The organism is Bradyrhizobium sp. STM 3557 (assembly GCF_045571465.1).
In the GTDB taxonomy this organism is placed as follows: Bacteria; Pseudomonadota; Alphaproteobacteria; order Rhizobiales; family Xanthobacteraceae; genus Bradyrhizobium.
Genome location: NZ_CP120697.1, coordinates 1,547,582 through 1,564,875, shown reverse-complemented (window position 1 = coordinate 1,564,875; position 17,294 = coordinate 1,547,582). Strand labels below are relative to the sequence as shown.

17 protein-coding genes and 1 riboswitch are annotated in these 17,294 nt (G+C 64.4%); of the genes, 6 read left to right on the top strand and 11 right to left on the bottom strand.

Annotated elements, in window-relative coordinates:
* Window positions 1–49: 49 nt before the first annotated feature.
* Both P6U24_RS07080 and P6U24_RS07075 read right to left on the bottom strand, forming a co-directional pair.
* Window positions 50–1,756: a response regulator gene (locus P6U24_RS07080; RefSeq protein WP_407158441.1), complete on the bottom strand. Its 1,707-nt coding sequence runs from the start codon at window positions 1,754–1,756 to the stop codon at window positions 50–52.
* Complete coding sequence (locus P6U24_RS07075; protein WP_407158440.1) at window positions 1,753–3,258, bottom strand: ATPase domain-containing protein; 1,506 nt, start codon at window positions 3,256–3,258, stop codon at window positions 1,753–1,755. The genes P6U24_RS07080 and P6U24_RS07075 overlap by 4 nt, the downstream gene beginning before the upstream one ends.
* 333 nt (window positions 3,259–3,591) lie before the next feature.
* On the opposite strand from P6U24_RS07075, the gene P6U24_RS07070 reads away from it, so the two are divergent.
* Window positions 3,592–3,801: a cold-shock protein gene (locus P6U24_RS07070; protein ID WP_407158439.1), complete on the top strand. Its 210-nt coding sequence runs from the start codon at window positions 3,592–3,594 to the stop codon at window positions 3,799–3,801.
* A gap of 70 nt (window positions 3,802–3,871) precedes the next feature.
* Complete coding sequence (locus tag P6U24_RS07065; RefSeq protein WP_407158438.1) at window positions 3,872–4,138, top strand: transcriptional regulator; 267 nt, start codon at window positions 3,872–3,874, stop codon at window positions 4,136–4,138.
* A gap of 421 nt (window positions 4,139–4,559) precedes the next feature.
* Here the strand turns inward: P6U24_RS07065 and P6U24_RS07060 are convergent, their stop codons facing one another.
* The 4 genes from P6U24_RS07060 to P6U24_RS07045 all read right to left on the bottom strand — a co-directional run bounded on the left by P6U24_RS07060 (window position 4,560) and on the right by P6U24_RS07045 (window position 8,951).
* Complete coding sequence (locus P6U24_RS07060; RefSeq protein ID WP_407158437.1) at window positions 4,560–5,339, bottom strand: hypothetical protein; 780 nt, start codon at window positions 5,337–5,339, stop codon at window positions 4,560–4,562.
* Complete coding sequence (locus P6U24_RS07055) at window positions 5,336–6,028, bottom strand: L,D-transpeptidase (protein WP_407158436.1); 693 nt, start codon at window positions 6,026–6,028, stop codon at window positions 5,336–5,338. Before P6U24_RS07055 ends, P6U24_RS07060 begins: the two co-directional genes overlap by 4 nt.
* A gap of 1,018 nt (window positions 6,029–7,046) precedes the next feature.
* The gene (gene metW, locus P6U24_RS07050; RefSeq protein ID WP_407158435.1) at window positions 7,047–7,715 is read right to left on the bottom strand and encodes a methionine biosynthesis protein MetW; all 669 of its coding nucleotides are present in this window, start codon (window positions 7,713–7,715) and stop codon (window positions 7,047–7,049) included.
* Window positions 7,716–7,718: 3 nt separating this feature from the next.
* The gene (locus P6U24_RS07045) at window positions 7,719–8,951 is read right to left on the bottom strand and encodes a homoserine O-acetyltransferase (RefSeq protein ID WP_407158434.1); all 1,233 of its coding nucleotides are present in this window, start codon (window positions 8,949–8,951) and stop codon (window positions 7,719–7,721) included.
* Between the two features lie 90 nt (window positions 8,952–9,041).
* Window positions 9,042–9,121: riboswitch (SAM riboswitch) on the bottom strand.
* Window positions 9,122–9,325: 204 nt separating this feature from the next.
* Here P6U24_RS07045 and P6U24_RS07040 point away from each other — a divergent pair.
* Genes P6U24_RS07040 through P6U24_RS07030 form a run of 3 tightly spaced genes read left to right on the top strand, consistent with a single transcriptional unit; the run spans window position 9,326 to window position 12,228 of the window.
* Window positions 9,326–10,159, top strand: coding sequence for a chorismate mutase (locus tag P6U24_RS07040; protein WP_407158433.1), 834 nt, complete (start codon window positions 9,326–9,328; stop codon window positions 10,157–10,159).
* Between the two features lie 39 nt (window positions 10,160–10,198).
* The gene (hisC, locus tag P6U24_RS07035) at window positions 10,199–11,296 is read left to right on the top strand and encodes a histidinol-phosphate transaminase (protein ID WP_407158432.1); all 1,098 of its coding nucleotides are present in this window, start codon (window positions 10,199–10,201) and stop codon (window positions 11,294–11,296) included.
* Entirely contained in the window at window positions 11,293–12,228 is a 936-nt protein-coding gene (locus P6U24_RS07030) for a prephenate/arogenate dehydrogenase family protein (RefSeq protein WP_407158431.1), read from the top strand. Before hisC ends, P6U24_RS07030 begins: the two co-directional genes overlap by 4 nt.
* Window positions 12,229–12,243: 15 nt before the next feature.
* Here the strand turns inward: P6U24_RS07030 and P6U24_RS07025 are convergent, their stop codons facing one another.
* Entirely contained in the window at window positions 12,244–13,431 is a 1,188-nt protein-coding gene (locus P6U24_RS07025) for a DUF2125 domain-containing protein (RefSeq protein WP_407158430.1), read from the bottom strand.
* A gap of 110 nt (window positions 13,432–13,541) precedes the next feature.
* On the opposite strand from P6U24_RS07025, the gene P6U24_RS07020 reads away from it, so the two are divergent.
* Window positions 13,542–14,138 (top strand): gamma-glutamylcyclotransferase, encoded by a 597-nt coding sequence (locus P6U24_RS07020; RefSeq protein ID WP_407158429.1) that lies wholly within the window; start codon window positions 13,542–13,544, stop codon window positions 14,136–14,138.
* Here the strand turns inward: P6U24_RS07020 and P6U24_RS07015 are convergent.
* From P6U24_RS07015 to ftsE, 4 genes are read right to left on the bottom strand one after another with little or no spacing between them, the layout of a single operon-like run.
* The gene (locus P6U24_RS07015; RefSeq protein ID WP_407158428.1) at window positions 14,128–14,895 is read right to left on the bottom strand and encodes a lysophospholipid acyltransferase family protein; all 768 of its coding nucleotides are present in this window, start codon (window positions 14,893–14,895) and stop codon (window positions 14,128–14,130) included. The genes P6U24_RS07020 and P6U24_RS07015 overlap by 11 nt on opposite strands.
* A gap of 12 nt (window positions 14,896–14,907) precedes the next feature.
* Window positions 14,908–15,621, bottom strand: a complete 714-nt coding sequence (locus tag P6U24_RS07010) for a YdcF family protein (protein WP_407158427.1) — start codon at window positions 15,619–15,621, stop codon at window positions 14,908–14,910.
* A gap of 15 nt (window positions 15,622–15,636) precedes the next feature.
* Window positions 15,637–16,605 carry a cell division protein FtsX gene (locus P6U24_RS07005; RefSeq protein WP_407158426.1) on the bottom strand — a complete coding sequence of 323 codons (969 nt, stop codon included), beginning with the start codon at window positions 16,603–16,605 and terminating at the stop codon, window positions 15,637–15,639.
* Window positions 16,598–17,257 carry a cell division ATP-binding protein FtsE gene (ftsE, locus tag P6U24_RS07000; protein WP_407158425.1) on the bottom strand — a complete coding sequence of 220 codons (660 nt, stop codon included), beginning with the start codon at window positions 17,255–17,257 and terminating at the stop codon, window positions 16,598–16,600. Before ftsE ends, P6U24_RS07005 begins: the two co-directional genes overlap by 8 nt.
* Window positions 17,258–17,294: the final 37 nt, after the last annotated feature.

Below are 17,294 nucleotides of genomic sequence, written 5' to 3'. Positions count from 1 at the left end.
ATCGAGGACCTCATGGTTCAAGGCGATGCGAAGCGCGGTTGCCCTGCGATCAGGAAAGACCGGAGCGCTGGGATTCGAACTGCAGGTTCGACTTCGCAGCTTTGAGCGCCGCGGCGAGCTCGTCGATGTGATAGGGCTTCGGCAGGATCTGAACGCCGGCAGCCTCGGCATCGTGGGCCGCGGCTTCGGAGTATCCGCTGGTCAGCAACACCGGAAGATCGCTACGTCGTCGCTTGATCTCTCGCGCGAGCTCGACGCCGTTCATGCCGCCCGGCATCATGATATCGGAGAAGATCAGGTCGACGGAACGGCCATCGGCCAAGGCGCCGAGAGCCGCCGCGGCACTGGCGGCGCGCGTGACCTCGTAGCCGAGCTGCGCGAGCATCTCGCTCACCAGTGCGGCAACCTCGTCGTCATCTTCGACCAGAAGGATCTGGCCATGATTGCTCTTCTTCGGGCGCCCCCGGACCGTGTTCAAATCGATGAGATGCCGCGCCCTGGAAGGCGCGTTTCGGGAGCGAGGCAAATAGAGCTCGATGCAGGTTCCCTTGCCGAGCTCTGATTTGATGCGGACAGCGCCTCGCGACTGGGTGACGAATCCATGAACCTGGGCGAGCCCCAGCCCCGAGCCTTTGCCGACGTCCTTGGTCGTGAAGAACGGCTCGAACACGCGCGACAGGACCTCCTGGCTCATCCCCGTGCCGGTGTCGATGACAGACAGGCGCACGTAGTCACCCGCGATCTGCTCGTCGTTCAGGTCCAGCAGATTTTCGCCGCGGACGATGATGTTGCCGCCATTGGGCATTGCGTCGCGGGCGTTGACGGCCAGGTTGAGGATGACCAGTTCGAGCTCGCCGGGATCGACCTCCACCGGCCAGAGAGCCTCCGGAAAATCGAACTCGACGTGAACGTCACCTCTGAGGCTTCGATCGAGCAGCTCGCGCATGCCGCCGATCTGCATGGCGACGTCGACCGGCTCCGGATGGAGTTTCTGACGGCGCGAGAAGGCGAGAAGCTGCCTGGTCAGGCTGGCGCCGCGCTGCGCCGCCTGGATCATCCCATCCATCAGGCGGCGACGGCGGTTCGGATCGGTCTGCCGATCCAGCATGTCGAGGCCACCGGAAATGACCATCAGCAGATTGTTGAAGTCATGCGCCACGCCGCCGGTCAATTGGCCGATGGCCTCGATCTTCTGAGCCTGGCGAAGCGTCTCCTGGACGCGGGCGCGCTCGTCCATCTCGACACGCAATTGCCTGTTGGCTTCCTCGAGCGCGCGCGTCCGCTCGATCACGAGCTTCTCGAGTTCCTGGGCGGTCTGCTCGCGCGCTTTCAGCAAGGCCCGGATCTCATATTGCCGGCGGCGCGCTCGCATCGCCGACTGAACGGCGCTGGTCAGCGTCATCGGCTGAACCGGCCGCTCCAGCAGCGACACGTTACGAAGCAGCTCGACGATGCGGCGGCGCCAGGCCACGACCGCCGGCTGCTCCCGATGGCTGGTGAGAACCACGAACGGGAGGTCGGACCAGGGCGGCTGGCTCTCGATCCACCGGGCCAGTGGCGCCGTGTCCTTCCCGAACAAGCCTTCTTCGGCAAGAAAAACAGTGCCCGCGCCGACAGCCATCTCACTGATCAATTCAGGAAGGCTTCGGCAACTGATCGCCTCGAGATTCGAGCTCCGAAACAGCTCGGCGGACGCCGGACCGTCGCGGCCGATCGGAGCGAACACGAGAACCCGATGGTCCAGGTCAGCACTCATCCCGCCGACCCTTCCGGCATCACCGTGCCGGTATAACGCGGATTGCCGGAAAAGATTCCGCTGAACTCCTTGAGCGGCGGGCCGAGCTTGACTCCGGCACTGCTGAGGCGAAATTCGCGGATGGTGTGTTCATGATTGCCACTGCGCTTCTTGACGACCGAGAGGGCGCGCCGCACCGTTCCATCGAACTCGAAGTAGCGCAGCATCAGCACCGCATCGCTCAAATAGCTGATGTCGAGCGGCGTATCCATCGGACCGACCAGCCCATGCTGCGCGAGCACCAGGATGGTCAGCACGCCCTGCTGCGCGAGATAGGTCAGCAGCTCGTGCATCTGCAGAACGAGAAACCGCTCGTCCGGCATCGCGTTCAGGTAACCGTTCAGACTGTCGATGATGACGACACGGGCGTTGTCCACTTCGACACTCCTGCGCACATTGGCGGCGAACTCGCCAGGCGACTGCTCGGCAGGATCGATCTGCTGAAACCGGATATGTCCGGACGAGATATGTTTTTCGAGCGGCAGTCCAAGCGTCCGGGCGCGGGCTTCGACCGTGCCGCGGCCTTCATCGAAGGCGAAGAAAACCGCGTGCTCGCCGCGCTCGGCGGCTGCGATCGCATAGGTCAACGCGACCGACGATTTGCCGACGCCGGCCGCGCCGATCAGAAGCGCGTTGGTACCGCGCTCGAGGCCGCCGCCCAGGAGCTCGTCGAGCTCGACATTTCCGCTCGACGTGAACTCGCCGGAAAACGGCTTGTGATGTTCGGCCGCAATCAGGCGGGGGAATATCCGCAATCCGCCCTTTTCGATGATGAAATCGTGGTAGCCGCCACGAAATTGGATGCCGCGCATCTTGATCACGCGAAGCCGCCGCCGCTCCGCGCCATAATCGATGGCGAGCTGTTCGAGCATCACCACGCCATGCGCAATCGAATGCAGCTGCAGGTCATCCTGCGATGAAGACAGGTCGTCAAGCAGCACGACCGTGCAATTGCGGTTGGTGAAGAAATGCTTCAGCGCCAGAACCTGGCGCCTGTAACGCAGCGGACTCTGGGCGAGCAGGCGCAGCTCGGACAGGCTGTCCAGCACCACGCGCGTCGGATTGATGCGCTCGACCTCCTTGAAGATCAGGCTGGTGGTTTCGCTCAGCTCCATCTCAGCAGGATGGAAGACGGTGAGCTCGCGTTCCGGATCGAGCGTCGTCTCGGGCGGGACCAGCTCGAAGATCTCGACACCTGCGAGCGACCAGCCGTGCCGCTGCGCCACGACGGTCAACTCGCGCTTTGTCTCCGACAAGGAGACATAGAGCACGCTTTCTCCGGCGCTCACGCCCTTGAGCAGGAATTGCAGCGCGATCGTCGTCTTGCCGGTGCCTGGCCTGCCCTCGTAGAGATACATTCTATTGGCGTCGAAGCCGCCTCCCAGGATGTCGTCCAGGCCCTCGCTGCCCGTCGACACCCTCGGCAAATCTCCGGCGTCAGCCGCGTTGTTTCTAACGGTCATCGGATGTCCTGCCGCTTTTCCTCGAAAAGGGCACCTGTCGCCTTACATGAGCCGGAGGCTAGCGGCTCGGGTTGGGACCGAAAAGGGACCTGAACAACGATTTCGGGAGCCGGCGGGTTCCCCTCCGGCGGACCAGCGCGAGCCGGCAGTTGCAATAAAGCCGCGCTGCCCTTGCCAAGACCGAGCATGCGGTATACCGTCATCACGTTCGATTAGCCGCTGTGCCTTGTTGAATTGCGCCTGCGGGCTCCTTTTTCCAAAGACATCGACAGTTGAATTTGGCTTGCGTGATCGTCACGCGAGATGTGCGCGTGCGCGCTTTGGAGAAGAGATATGGCGACAGGTACTGTCAAATGGTTCAACGGCCAAAAAGGCTTTGGCTTCATCCAGCCCAACGACGGTGGAAGTGATGTGTTTGTGCACATCAGCGCCGTCGAGCGGGCCGGTCTTCCCGGCCTCGCCGAGGGCCAGAAGGTTTCTTACGAACTCAAGACCGACAAGATGCGCGGCAAGGTCAGCGCCGAGGGCTTGTCACTGGTTTAATTCGCTCGGCCATTTCACGGATGTACTGAAATGGCTGTCTTGCCCGCTCGATCTCCGGACCGAGCGGGCAATGCCTGTCTCCGGTATGGAAGAGATGAGCAGCAAGAAATCAGCCGAGCCATCCCCCGCAAGCGCGGCGCGCGCCGAGCGGCAGCGTCTGGCCAAGGAAGAGGGCGCTCAAGCGATGGCCGACGTCGAGCGGCGCGCGATCGAGCTGCGTCAAAACATGCAGCGTCTGCGGGCGTTGCGGGAAGCCAGGGAAGCGGACGAAAATAGCACTGGGGCGCCGGTCTCGACGCCTGCAAAGAAGAAACGCGTGAAGCGGATCGTCAGGTGACCCGATCCGCACCGAGGTGAGCTGGCACTTCAAGGGTTCATTCCCGCGAACCGGCCCCCCGTCCCCGCGACTTCCAAGAGCGGACTTCCAAGAACGAACTTCCAAGGACGAACGTCCAAGAGCAAAGCTCGCTCCTCTCGGCGCCACGACGTCGCTTGGCCGATCGCGACGGGATGCGGTTCGCGTGGACGACTTAGTGAGCCAAACGTCGTCACACGATGGACTGCGGGTCCGGCGCAGTCGTGAGGCTCAACCGCAACTTGATCGGGGAGGACGAACTCGCTCGGGCCGATGACGTCCCGGGTCCGTTCTTCACGCTATCAGCCGGGCCGCGATCCTACCAGAAGTTCGAACCATCTGCCGGTTCGATGCCGCCGTGCGGTCTTGTCGCAGGGGCCCCCTGGTGCCGATGCTGATGATGCTATTTGTTTCCCTGCTGCAACTTGCCCAGCGCTGCCTGTGCGCGCTCGGAGCCAAGCGCGGCTGCCGCTTTCAATTGGACTGCCGCTTCTTTCGGATGATGTCCCGCAAGCAGCGCCAGACCTAATGTTGCCATGGCCTCGCGGCGGACGATCGGCATCAGGAACGGCTCGGGCGAATCCGGCCACTGCGCGGTCAGATCGCGCCGCGCCAGTGCAGCCGCCTGGTCAGGCTTGCCGAGTCCAATCAGGATGGCCGCCCTTGTGGTGTTCGCGCCTGGTACGGACTTGATGCCGGCCGCGCCTGCGAGAACACTTTCGGCTTCGGCGTTCGCGCCTTCGGCCGCAAGAGCGGACGCCAGTGCGAGCGCTGCCGGGCCCCAGGCCGGATCGAGCGCAAGGGCATGGCGGGCCGACGCCACGCTCGAATCGAGCCTGGCGAGCACCGTCGCGATGCGCGCCGAACGCGGCGCCCGCGATGCGGCTTCCCGCGCCAGCGCTTGCGGACTTGCGAATTCCTGCCGCGCGATCGTCAGCGGGAATTCGCCAAGACCGAGCTCGGATGCGCGGATGACCGTGTACCAGAGAGGCTCCGAATCCGGACAGTCGGCCAGGCGTTCTCGCGCACCCATCAACTGATTGCGCAGCTCACCGGCTTCGTTTTCGGCATACCCGGCCAACGGATCGGGCGAAGCGGCTGCCAAAGAGCCGCAATCCGCAGCCCGCAGTGCCGTCGACCCGAACACCAGCAGCAATGCGGCGATGATGCGTGCGACAATCACGGCGGCCCCTTCTCTCCGTACGACCTGACCTCGAATTCGACGCCCTGCTTGAGATAACCGCGCGACATCATGTCGTCCCGATCGGCGGGCCGAAGATGGATGCAGCCATGGGAGTTCATCAGAAAGAACGCCTTGTGCGCATCGGTCGCGGCCTCGTCCTCCGGCGTAGTGTGGATGTAATAGGCCGTTCCGCCGCCCTTGGTCCGCAAATTCCATCCCCAGCGGCCGAAATCGTTGAACTTCCATTCAGTGAAACGAAGCGTCTTCGTCACGGGATCGATGAACGAGTTGCGGACCCCTTCGGTGACCTTCCTGATGTCGACCTTTTCCTTGTCGCGCATCTTGAAATTGATCACCGCGCGGGTGACGACACCATGCGGTCCTGTCACGACATGCCAGCCGCCGGTATGACTGTCGTCCTGGTATTCGACCTCGCCCTTGTGAATCCGAAACGTGGCGCCATAGGGAATCGCCGACTTCGGCCAGCTCGGCGCAATGACATGGGCGCGCGGACCGAGCGTGTAATGGCCCTTGGGCGTGGGCTCTGCGGTGTGACCACCGCGATCCTTGAATCCCTTGGTCGGGCCGCCCGCGGCTTCGTATTTCTCACCCTTGCCGCCGATGACGTAGATGGTCCCGACCGTCTGTCCGTGGGACGTCGTTTCGCCGGGGAAGAATACGAGCCGCACGCGAGGCGGGTGCGCCGGAGCATGCGGATGTCGATGCACTGGAGGAGCCATGACCTACCATCTCACCGTTTATGGCAAATGCGGGTATCCAACTTATCCAGAGAGACCGCTTGTTAGAGGTTCACACGATGCGTTCGGTTCAATGCCCGCGGGCAGTTTTTGCATGCAGGGCATGCACGAATTGCCCATCGTGCCAGCTTGTCGCAGGTGGGGGCGCTTGCGTCGTCGGCCAAATCAGCTGCAGATTTCCGCGCGTCCCGCCCCGGTGAGAGGGGCGTATCGCGATCGTCACGACACGCAGGGTGGGATGCGATGGACGCGGCGTGCCGCAGCGTGTGTTGTGCACGCGGACGAACGGCACGGCGCGGACGGCGAAATCGTGTGGTCCTGGCGCCCCGGTGCTGGCGTTAAGGCCGCGATGTTCATGACGAGCATTGCGGACGACAGGGGCAAGAAAGCCGGTCCCTGGGGAGATCACGTATAAGCGTTAAAACTATCGCGCAGGGAAGGCCGGTTATTTGGCTGAACCTGTGGTTCTGCCGCGTGCTTTTTTGCTGCACGCGGACCATGGGTATCAGTCGGTACCCGGCCTTCCCTGCACCCTCTTGCTATTCGAGGGTGATGCTTTCGCAAAGCTCGGGCGCGAACTGCGCCGCGAGGATGCTTGTGCATGTGCAGGGCTGTTTGAGATGTGAAGAGACGGATCACGCGTCCGTCGGTGGCCGGAGCCGACGCCGGTAGTTGCTTCATCCAAAGCGGCACCTCCAGCACAAGTGTCGTCCCGGCGAACGCCGGGACCCATACCGCGTAATCGCAGTTGCGTCCGCGCTGTAGCTCCAGCTCATTCGAGCATCAATGACGGTGATTATGGGTCCCGGCGTTCGCCGGGACGACATGGGAGAATGCCGAGGCGTCACCGAGCGGCGTAGCCCGCATGAGCGGAGCGACATGCGGGGCCGACCCTATTCCCCGCATATCGCTTACGCTCATGCGGGCTACTTGTTCACTGTTGCTAACGCTACCGCCCCTTCCCCGCCCGGCTGAGCAGAAAGACGCCCTGCTCGCCGAACATGTTCCAGAACCACCAGGGCATGTTGAAGCGCAGCGGGCGGGCGTAGGAGTCGAGCGCGACCGCGCGCTCCATCTTGACGTGGATCTCGTCGCAGAGCTGGACGAAATCCTTGATGGTGCAGAAATGGATGTTCGGCGTGTCGTACCAGGTGAACGGCAGGTTCTCGGTCCGCGGCATGTGGCCACCGATCAGAAGCTGCAGGCGCAGCCGCCAGAAGCCGAAATTCGGAAAGGTGACGATGGCGCGGCGGCCGATGCGCAGCAGATTTTCCAGCACGGCCCTGGGCTGCCGCGTCGCCTGCAAAGTCTGCGACAGGATCACATAGTCGAAGGCATCGTCGGGATAGTTGACGAGATCGGTGTCGGCGTCGCCCTGCACGACGGCAAGCCCCTTGGCAACGCAGCGGTTGACGCCCTCGCGCGACAGCTCGATGCCGCGCCCGTCGATGCCGCGACTCTCGAGAAGCTGCAGGAGATCACCATCGCCGCAGCCGACGTCGAGCACCCGCGAGCCGCGCTCGATCATCTCCGCAATAAGAAGATGATCGGCGCGATAGGCCAGTGGCTGCGCACCCGCGAGGCCGTTCAGCGGCAGAACCTGTTGCTGCATCGACATCGCTTACTCCCCCTGCGCGGTCAGCCCGCGGGCATGGCCCGCCGAGTCCAGGAATGCGCTGGCGATGTCGAAGAACTCGGGCACATCGAGCAGGAAGGCGTCATGGCCCTTGTCGGTCTCGATCTCGGCGAACGACACCCGCGCGTTGGAGGCGTTGAGCGCGTGCACCAGTGCCCGCGACTCCGCTGTCGGAAACAGCCAGTCGCTGGTGAAGGACACCACGCAGAAACGGGTCTTGGTGCCGCGAAACGCTTGCGCCAGCGCACCGTCATGATCGGCGGCGATATCGAAATAGTCCATCGCACGAGTCAAATAAAGATAGGAGTTGGCATCGAAGCGCTCGACGAAGGACGAGCCTTGATAACGCAGATAGCTCTCGACCTGGAAGTCGGCGTCGAACGAGAAGGTCGGCAACTCGCGGTCCTGCATGCGCCGTCCGAACTTGCGATGCAGCGCTGCGTCCGAGAGGTAGGTGATGTGTGCGGCCATCCGCGCCACGGCGAGCCCGCGATGCGGATGGATGCCCTTGTCGGCATAGCGGCCGTGATCCCAGTCCGGATCGGCCATCACGGCCTGGCGGCCGAGCTCATGAAAGGCAATGTTCTGCGCCGAATGCCGCGTGGCACAGGCGATCGGCAGGGCCGAGAACACGCGCTGCGCATAGGCGGCGGTCCATTGCAGCACCTGCATGCCGCCCATCGAGCCGCCGACAACGGCAAACAGCGTGTCGATGCCGAGCTTATCGATCAGCATCGCCTGCGCGCGCACCATGTCGGGAATGGTGATGATCGGGAAGTCCAGCCCGAACGCCTTGCCGGTCGCGGGATTGAGCGAGGCCGGCCCGGTCGAGCCCATGCAGCCGCCGATTACGTTGGAGCAGATGATGAAGTAGCGCGAGGGGTCGAGCGGACGGCCGGGGCCGACCAGCGTCTCCCACCAGCCGGGCTTGCCGGTGACGGGATGAGGATTGGCGACATGCTGATCACCGGTGAGCGCGTGACAGACCAGAATGGCGTTGGACTTGTCGGCATTGAGCTCGCCATAGGTCTGATAGGCGATCTGGAATGGCGCGAGATCGACGCCGCAATCGAGTCTCAACGGCTGATCGGGGCCGAACATCGCAAGCTGCGAGCTCGGATGATCCACTTCATGCGAGCGCTCTTCCGGCTGGATCGTGCGCCGCGGCGACACGAGCTTCGATTTGGCCGCCTTCGATTTGGATGTCAGGCCTGTCATCTGCTTCGTCCCCGGCTGCTCGCCGGGGCTCCCGAACCGCGCGACAAATCAGGCCACAAAAAACCCGGCCTGAACTGGGTTCGGCCGGGATCGAAACTGTCCCCGGCCTGTTTAGCGAGTTTTTTAACGTGGCTGCAAGCCGGCCGGCTCAAATGACCACGGAACCTTCGTAAACTAGTCCGGCTCGGTGTCGCCGTCAAGGCGAGGCATGGTTAACCGCATCGAGGTCCGGCCGCATCGCCGGAGCATTCGGCCTCATCAGCATCAGATAAACTTGATGTTGCGCCATGCTCGTTGATGCGACAGAACCACGATGTCCTCGTAGAGACGTTGGGCCAGCGCCCCTTTCGAGAACGATTAGCGAGATTCCGCCGATGCCCCAGACGCCTCCCGCCCCGCCATCGCTCGCCGACCTGCGCAAGGAGATCGACACGATCGACGAGCAGATGCATCGGCTGCTGATGCAGCGCGGCGACATCATCGACCGCCTGATCAAGGTCAAGAAGACCCAGGAGGTCGGATCGGCGTTTCGCCCGGCGCGCGAGGCCGACATGATGCGGCGCCTGGTCGAGCGCCATCGCGGCATCCTGCCGCTCGATACGGTCGAGAGCATCTGGCGCGTGATCGTCTCCACCTTCACCTATGTGCAGGCGCCGTTTTCGGTGCATGCCGATGTGTCGGTCGGCGAATCCGCGATGCGCGATTCCGCGCGCTTTCATTTCGGCTTCCTGGTGCCCTATGTGGCGCATTTCAGCGCCCAGGCCGCGGTCGAGGCGGTGGCGAGCTCCAAGGGCGACCTGGCGCTGGTGTCGGCGATCGCAGGCCACACGCCGTGGTGGATCACGCTGGAGCCGGTCGGTGCGCCGAAGATCATCGCGCGGATGCCGTTCCTCGAGCGCGCCGATCATCCGGCCGCCCTGCCGGTATTTGCGATCTCGCGCGTCGCCGATGACGCATTGCTGACGGAGGTCGAGACCTGGAGCGTCCGCGTCTCCGGCTGGAACGCGCAGGTGTCCCGGGCGCTGTCACCGCTCGCCGATGTCGTCGCGGTGCCCGACACCGCGTTCGACAGCGCCGCGCTGCTGGTCTCGATCACGGCCCCCACCGGGATCGACCAGATCAAGTCAGCCCTGATCGCAGCGGGCGCCTCGGTGCGCTCGACGGCCCTCGTCGGCGGCCATGCAACGCGCTATACGGTCCCGAGCTAGGGCTCGATTGCCCGCCCTTGATACCTTCCGGAGTCTGAAATGTCCCGCCCTGTGCCGAATCCCGGCATCCTCGATATTGCGCCCTACACCCCCGGCAAGAGCCCGACGCCGGAGCCGGGCCGCAAGGTGTTCAAGCTGTCCGCCAACGAGACCCCGTTCGGACCGTCGCCGAAGGCGATCGAGGCGTTCAAGAGCGCAGCGGCGCATCTGGAGGACTATCCGGAAGGGACCTCCCGGGTGCTGCGCGAGGCGATCGGCCGCACTTTCGGGCTCGATCCCGACCGCATCATCTGCGGCGCCGGCTCCGACGAGATCCTGAACCTCTTGGCGCACGCGTTCCTCGGCCAGGGCGACGAGGCGATCTCGACCACGCACGGCTTTTTGGTTTATCCGATCGCGACCATGGGCTGCGGCGCCAAGAACGTGATCGCCGCCGAGACCGACTTCACCTGCGATGTCGATGCGATCCTGAACGCGGTCACGCCGCGCACCAAGCTGGTCTGGCTCGCCAACCCGAACAACCCGACTGGCACCTACATCCCATTCGACGAGGTCAAGCGGCTGCGCGCCGGTCTGCCTTCGCATGTCCTGCTGGTGCTGGACGCCGCCTATTCAGACTACGTCTCGCGCAATGACTACGAGCTCGGCATCGAACTGGTGGCAACGACCGAGAACACGGTCGTCACTCATACTTTTTCGAAGATCCATGGACTCGCCGCGCTGCGCGTCGGCTGGATGTTCGGTCCCGCGCATATCGTCGATGCCGTCAACCGCATCCGCGGGCCTTTCAACGTGTCGACGCCGGCGATGCTGGCAGCGGTCGCAGCGATCCAGGACACCGCGCATCAGCAGATGTCGAAGACGCACACCGAACACTGGCGCAACTGGCTGAGCGAGGAGATCGGCAAGCTTGGACTGAAGGTGACGCCGAGCGTGACCAATTTCATCCTGATTCACTTCCCAACCGAGAAGGGCAGGACGGCGGAAGAAGCCGATGAGTTCCTCACCCGCCGCGGCCTCGTGCTGCGCGCGCTGAAGAACTACAAGTTGCCGCATGCGCTGCGCATGACCATCGGCACCGAGGAAGCCAACCGCCTGGTGGTCGATGCCCTGCGCGACTTCATGGGGCCGAAGTGACGGGAGCGCCCACATTCGAGCGCGTCGCGCTGATCGGCTTCGGCCTGATCGGCGGCTCGATCGCCCGCGCCGCCCGGGTGCACAACCTTGCCGGCGAGATCGTCACCACGGCACGCTCGGAAAAAACGCGCGCGCGCGTAGCTGAACTGGGCCTCGTCGACCGCGTGGTCGAGCGCAATGTCGAGGCCGTCAGGAACGCCGACCTCGTCATCCTCTGCATTCCCGTCGGCGCCTGCGGGCCCGTCGCGCAGGAGATCGCCGCGCACCTGAAGCCGGGCGCGATCGTCTCGGACGTCGGCTCCGTCAAGGGCGCTGTTGTCCGCGACATGGCGCCGCATCTGCCGGATGGCGTTCACTTCGTGCCGGCGCATCCGGTCGCCGGCACCGAGAATTCGGGTCCGGATTCGGGTTTTGCCGAGCTCTTCATCAACCGTTGGTGCATCCTGACGCCGCCCGACGGCACCGATGCCGCGGCGATCGAGAAGCTGCGCGCGTTCTGGGCCGCGATGGGCGCGAAGGTCGAGATCATGACGCCGGATCATCACGACCTGGTGCTCGCCATCACCAGCCATCTGCCGCACCTGATCGCTTATACGATCGTCGGCACTGCCGATGAGCTGGCGCAGGTCACCGAGTCCGAGGTGATCAAGTTCTCCGCCGGCGGCTTCCGCGACTTCACCCGCATCGCCGCCTCCGACCCGACGATGTGGCGCGACATTTTCCTCAGCAACAAGGAAGCCGTGCTGGAGATGCTCGGCACCTTCAACGAGGACCTGTCGAAGCTCACCCGCGCGATCCGGCGCGGCGACGGCGAAGCCCTGTTCGACCATTTCACAAGGACGCGGGCGATTCGTCGCGGCATCGTCGAGGTCGGCCAGGACTCGGCCGCGCCGGATTTCGGCCGGCCGCACCCGCAGCTCAAGACGCCTTAGCGATGGCAGCCGCGCTCAGAATAGAGGCGGGATCTGCGCGACCTTCAGCGGCCCGACCAGCACCGCGCCGTCGGAGAAGCGCAAGGGGAAGGTGCGGGCCTTGCGTCCTTCCAGCGTGGCTTCCTTGCCGAGCGCGTTGATGGTGGCGGCAACGCCGACATTGGCATTCTGCTTGACCACCTTGCCGAGCCCGGGAATGGCACGGTCGAGCGCGCCGAACAGGTTGTTGAGGTCCTGCGACTTCACGCCCGGCGCAACGCGGTCGAGCGTCGATTGCGGCACGCCCTGCTCCAGCATCTTGTCGATGCCGAGCGCGGGGATCACCTTCTCGAAGCCGGTGACCGTCATCTGCAGCTCGCCGTCGATATTGCCATTGGCGGTGAGGCCGAGCGTGCCGGTAGCCACCGCGATCAGCTCGCCCTGCTGAATGCGCGACCGCACGATCTCCACATGACCGCCGGCCGCCTGAAGCTCGCGAAACCGCTGCGGCCAGGGCTTTGGCGCAAAATCCTTCAGACCACTGACGCGCGCGTCGACGTCGGCATTGAACGGCTCCGCCAGCATCGGATGCGCACCGAGAATGCTGCCGCCATTGACCTGCAGGTCGGTCTCGATCACCGGATGGTCGGCTGGCGTGCCATCGACCAATCGCCCATGCAGTTCAACATGATCAGCGCGCGCGACCGCGGTCTGTGCGGCGCCATCGTTGCGGCTGATCGTGGGCGCGTCAAAAACCAGGGCGCCACGCTGCGGCACCGACGGCAGGCCATAGACGCTGGCTTCGCCGAGGCGCCAGTTCACGGCGAAGGAGGACGATGGATCGCCACCATTCGAAATCGTCGCAGGTCCCGCGAACAGCGCGATCAGGCGCTTGGGATCATAGACCTGCGCAACGACCATGATCTGGCCGAGCTTGGCATTCATCAAAGCCGTGCCGGCCGCCTGCGAGAACAGCGATACGCTCGGATTGTCGCAGCGGACCTCGAGTCGGAACGGGAAGCCGGCCACCGAGCGGCGGCCGCAATCATAGACGCGCCCGGACTTCGCCTCGCGCGCACGCCACGCATCGGCCTGGACATCGACCTGCGAAGCAGCAAAAAACCAGAATACGCTCCAGGCGACCGCTGCGATCAGGAGCAGGACGGGAGCGATGAAAAGCCCCCACAGCGGGCGCCGGCGCGGCGCAGGCATCATATCGGACATGCGGGGAGCCTTTGAGCAGCAATTTTGGCAATTACGCGATCACGGGTTGTGTATTTGCGTTAACAAATATCAATCGACCCACCAGATAGGCCTCCATCGGCATGTCGGCAATGACCGTCTCTGATACCGTGTTCCCCAAGGGCGACCTCTGGGTGTTTGGCTATGGCTCCCTGATGTGGCGTCCCGGCTTCGATTTCATCGAGCAGGTTCCGGCGCGGCTGATCGGCGAGCATCGCGCGCTCTGCGTGTACTCCTTCGTGCATCGTGGAACGCCGGAGAAGCCGGGTCTCGTGCTGGGACTCGATCGTGGCGGCGCCTGTCGCGGCATCGCGTTCCGTGTCCCGGAGCGGACGCGGGAGGAGACGATCGCCTACTTGCGGGCCCGCGAGCAGGTCACCTCGGTCTACCGCGAGGTGATGCGCTCGGTCTGGCTGGAGAACGATGCCAGGCAGCGCGTCAGCGCGCTGACTTATGTCGTCGATCGCGGCCACGTGCAATATGCCGGCCGGCTCTCGCTGCACGAGCAGCTCAGCCATGTTCGGCAGGGCCACGGCCAGTCCGGCGCCAACCGCGACTACGTCACCTCGACCGTCAAGGCGATCGAGGCGCAGGGTTTTCGCGATCCGCAGCTGCATCGGCTGGCGATGATGCTGCATGATGATGGACATTCGCTGCATCCCGCCACACCAAAGACGACTACGCTTTAGCTGCCTGTGGCATACGGCCGAACAATCGCGCCTGCTCGGCCTGGCCGGCGGCAACCAGCCGGCCGGTCGCCTCCTCGATGACGCTCTGGATGCGCTTGAGAAACTCATCGCGCGGCAGGCCCGGCGGCAGCGGATCGAGAAACTCGACCACCAGCGTACCGGGATAGCGCATGAAGGTGCGGCGCGGCCAGAACAGGCCGGAATTGAGCGCAACCGGCAGGCATGGCACGCCGCAATCGGCATAGATCAGGCCGACACCGGCTTTGTAGTCAGGTGGCGCGCCAGGCGGGCGCCGCGTGCCTTCCGGGAAGATCACGAACTGCCGCCCGCGGCGCACCTCCTCGCTGGCCCGCTTGGCGATCTTCATCAATGCCTGCCTGCCTGAGGAGCGATCGATCGCAACCATGTCGGCCTTCATCAGATACTGACCGAAGATCGGGATACGCAACAGCTCGCGCTTCAACACGAAGAACGGTGCATCGAAGAAGTGCAGCAGCGAGATGGTCTCCCACATCGACTGGTGCTTGGCGGCGACGATCAAAGGCCCTTTCGGGATCTTCTCGGCACCGCGATATTCGACCTTGATGTTGCAGATGACGCGCATCATCACGATGTTGCTCTGGGCCCACCAGTTGGCGACGCGCAGCAGCGCCTTGCGCGGCATTGCCAATGTCGGCAGCGCGACGATCGCCCAGAAGACAAAGTTCGGATAGAACAGCAGGTTGAACAGCAGCGAACGCAGGAAGATTAAAACCATCGAGAAACCTGTTCAGTTGGCCAGCGCGGTCGCCGGACGGCGGGGAAGCTGGCCCCCCGGCGGCTCGCTCTCCGGCGCAAGGTCGAGGCCGAGACGGGCGAGACGAACCCGAAGCTCGGCAGCGACGAACTTGACATATTCGGACAGCAACAGCCGGACGGTCGCTCCGCTGGTCCACCACGGCTCGTCGCGCCATTTTTCGCCGACCACGGCAAACGGAATGAGGTCGATGTCCGGCATCGCGTGGGACAGCTCCACGATGGCGCGGGGCATGTGATAGTTCGAGGTCACGACGATCAGCGACTTGAAGCCGCGCTCGCGCGCCCAGCGCCGGGTCTGCGCGGCATTGCTGCGGGTGTTGATGGCGGAGTAGTCGAGATCGACGCAGCAATTGATCAGCGGCTTGCTGTCAGGGACCGAGCGCGAGATGTCGCTGGCGTCGTTGGTCGGATGCACGCCCGATATCAAGAGCCGCTTGCCATAGCCGGCGGCGAGCAGGTCCATGGCATCGGAGACGCGCGAGGAGCCGCCGGTCAGGACCACGATGCCGTCGGCCGGCCGCTCCGGCTTGATCTCGGCGCCACGCAGCTGCGACAGGAAGCCGATGAAGCCCACTGCCGCGGCGAAGAAGCCCACCGCCGTGATCGCGACGAGACCCGCGCAGACGCGGCCGACCGCGACGTGCAGCGGCGTTCTCGGCGGCGTATCGTCGACCTCTGACGCCATGAGGGCGAATGATCCTTAGTCGATACTCTCAAGCGTTGCGAACAAGGTGCGGCGCGCAGCCCAGCCGGTCACCGCGGCGATCACGACCGCCTGCACGGCGATGACGAGATAGCCGGCGGGCCGCAGCGAGAAGGTGCCGAGCAGCGCCGCGAACTGGTCGCCGACCGGCGTGCCGGAGAACCAGTTGGCGATCGACTCGGAGAAGCCGAAACCGAGCATTGCGATGCCGCCGCCGATGACGCCGCCCTCGAGTCCGAGCTGCAGGAAATGCCGCAGGAAATGGTTGGCGATGTAGCGATCGCCGGCGCCGACGAAGTGCAGGACCTCGACGATCGGCCGGTTCGCCGCCATTGCGCCGCGGGTCGCGAACGACACGGAGATGATGGTCGCGATGATCACCAGCGCCAGGATGCCGACCCCTGCGAACAGCGTGGCGCCCGTCATCGAGCGCATCCGCTCGATCCAGGCGCGGTGGTCGTCGACACTGGCATTCGGCGCCACCTGCGTCACCCGGTTGCGCAAGGCGGTGAGATCGAAGCCGGTGCCTGGCTGAACGCGGGCGACGATCACGCGCGGCACCGGCAAATCATCGAACGACAGCCCGCTGCCGAGCCACGGCTCCAGCAACTTGGAGGACTCGTCCTTGGTAAACGGCTTGGTCTCGACGATGCCGGGCTGCGCCCGCATCGCCTCGGCCACGGCCGCGGTGTCGCGCTCGAGATCGCGCCCGGGCTTGGGTCGGACCTGCACGGTGATCTCGCTTCCGACCTCGGACTGCCATTCCGCGGCCGACTCGCTGACCAGGAACACAGTGCCCGTGGTGATCGAGGCGAGAAAGGTCATGATCGCAACCACCGCGACCAGCGCGCGGCCGGCGATCGAGGCCCGCGGCACGATCGGTGACACGATGCGGGCCTGTGCCGGCAGTTGCGGGCGCTCCTCGCCGAGATCGACCAGAAGGCCGTGTTCGTCCACACTACTCATAGATGTGCAAGCGTCCCTGGTGCAGCACCAGCCGGCGGGCCTCGTACTGGTCCATCAGCGTGATGTCGTGGGTTGCGATGATGACGGCGGTCCCCGAACGGTTGAGTTCGATGAAGAGGCGCAGCAGGCGGCGGCCGAGCGTCGGATCGACGTTGCCAGTCGGCTCGTCGGCGAGCAGCAGCTGCGGCCGCGAGATCACCGCGCGCGCGATCGCCGCGCGCTGCTTCTCGCCGCCGGACAAGATCGGCGGCAGCGCATCCATGCGCTCCCCTAAGCCCACCCATTTCAGGAGGTCGATGACCTCCTTGCGGTAGCTCGATTCCTCGCGGCCCATGACGCGGAACGGCAGCGCCACGTTCTCATAGGTCGTCATATGATCGAGCAGCCGGAAGTCCTGCAGCACGATGCCGATCCGCTTGCGCAGGTCGGCGACCTCGTCCTTGCCGAGCAGCGAGACGTCATAGCCGAACAGATTGACCAGCCCGCGGGTCGGCCGCAGCGACAGGAACAACAGCTTGAGCAGCGAGGTCTTGCCGGCGCCCGACGGCCCGGTGAGGAACTGGAAGGAATGGGCCGGCACCTGGAAGCTGAGGTCGCGGAGGATCTCCGGCCCTAGTCCATAGCGCAAGCCGACATTTTCGAACCGAACCAAGGCTCAGCTCCGTTCGCAGGCGGGTCGGGCCGGACGT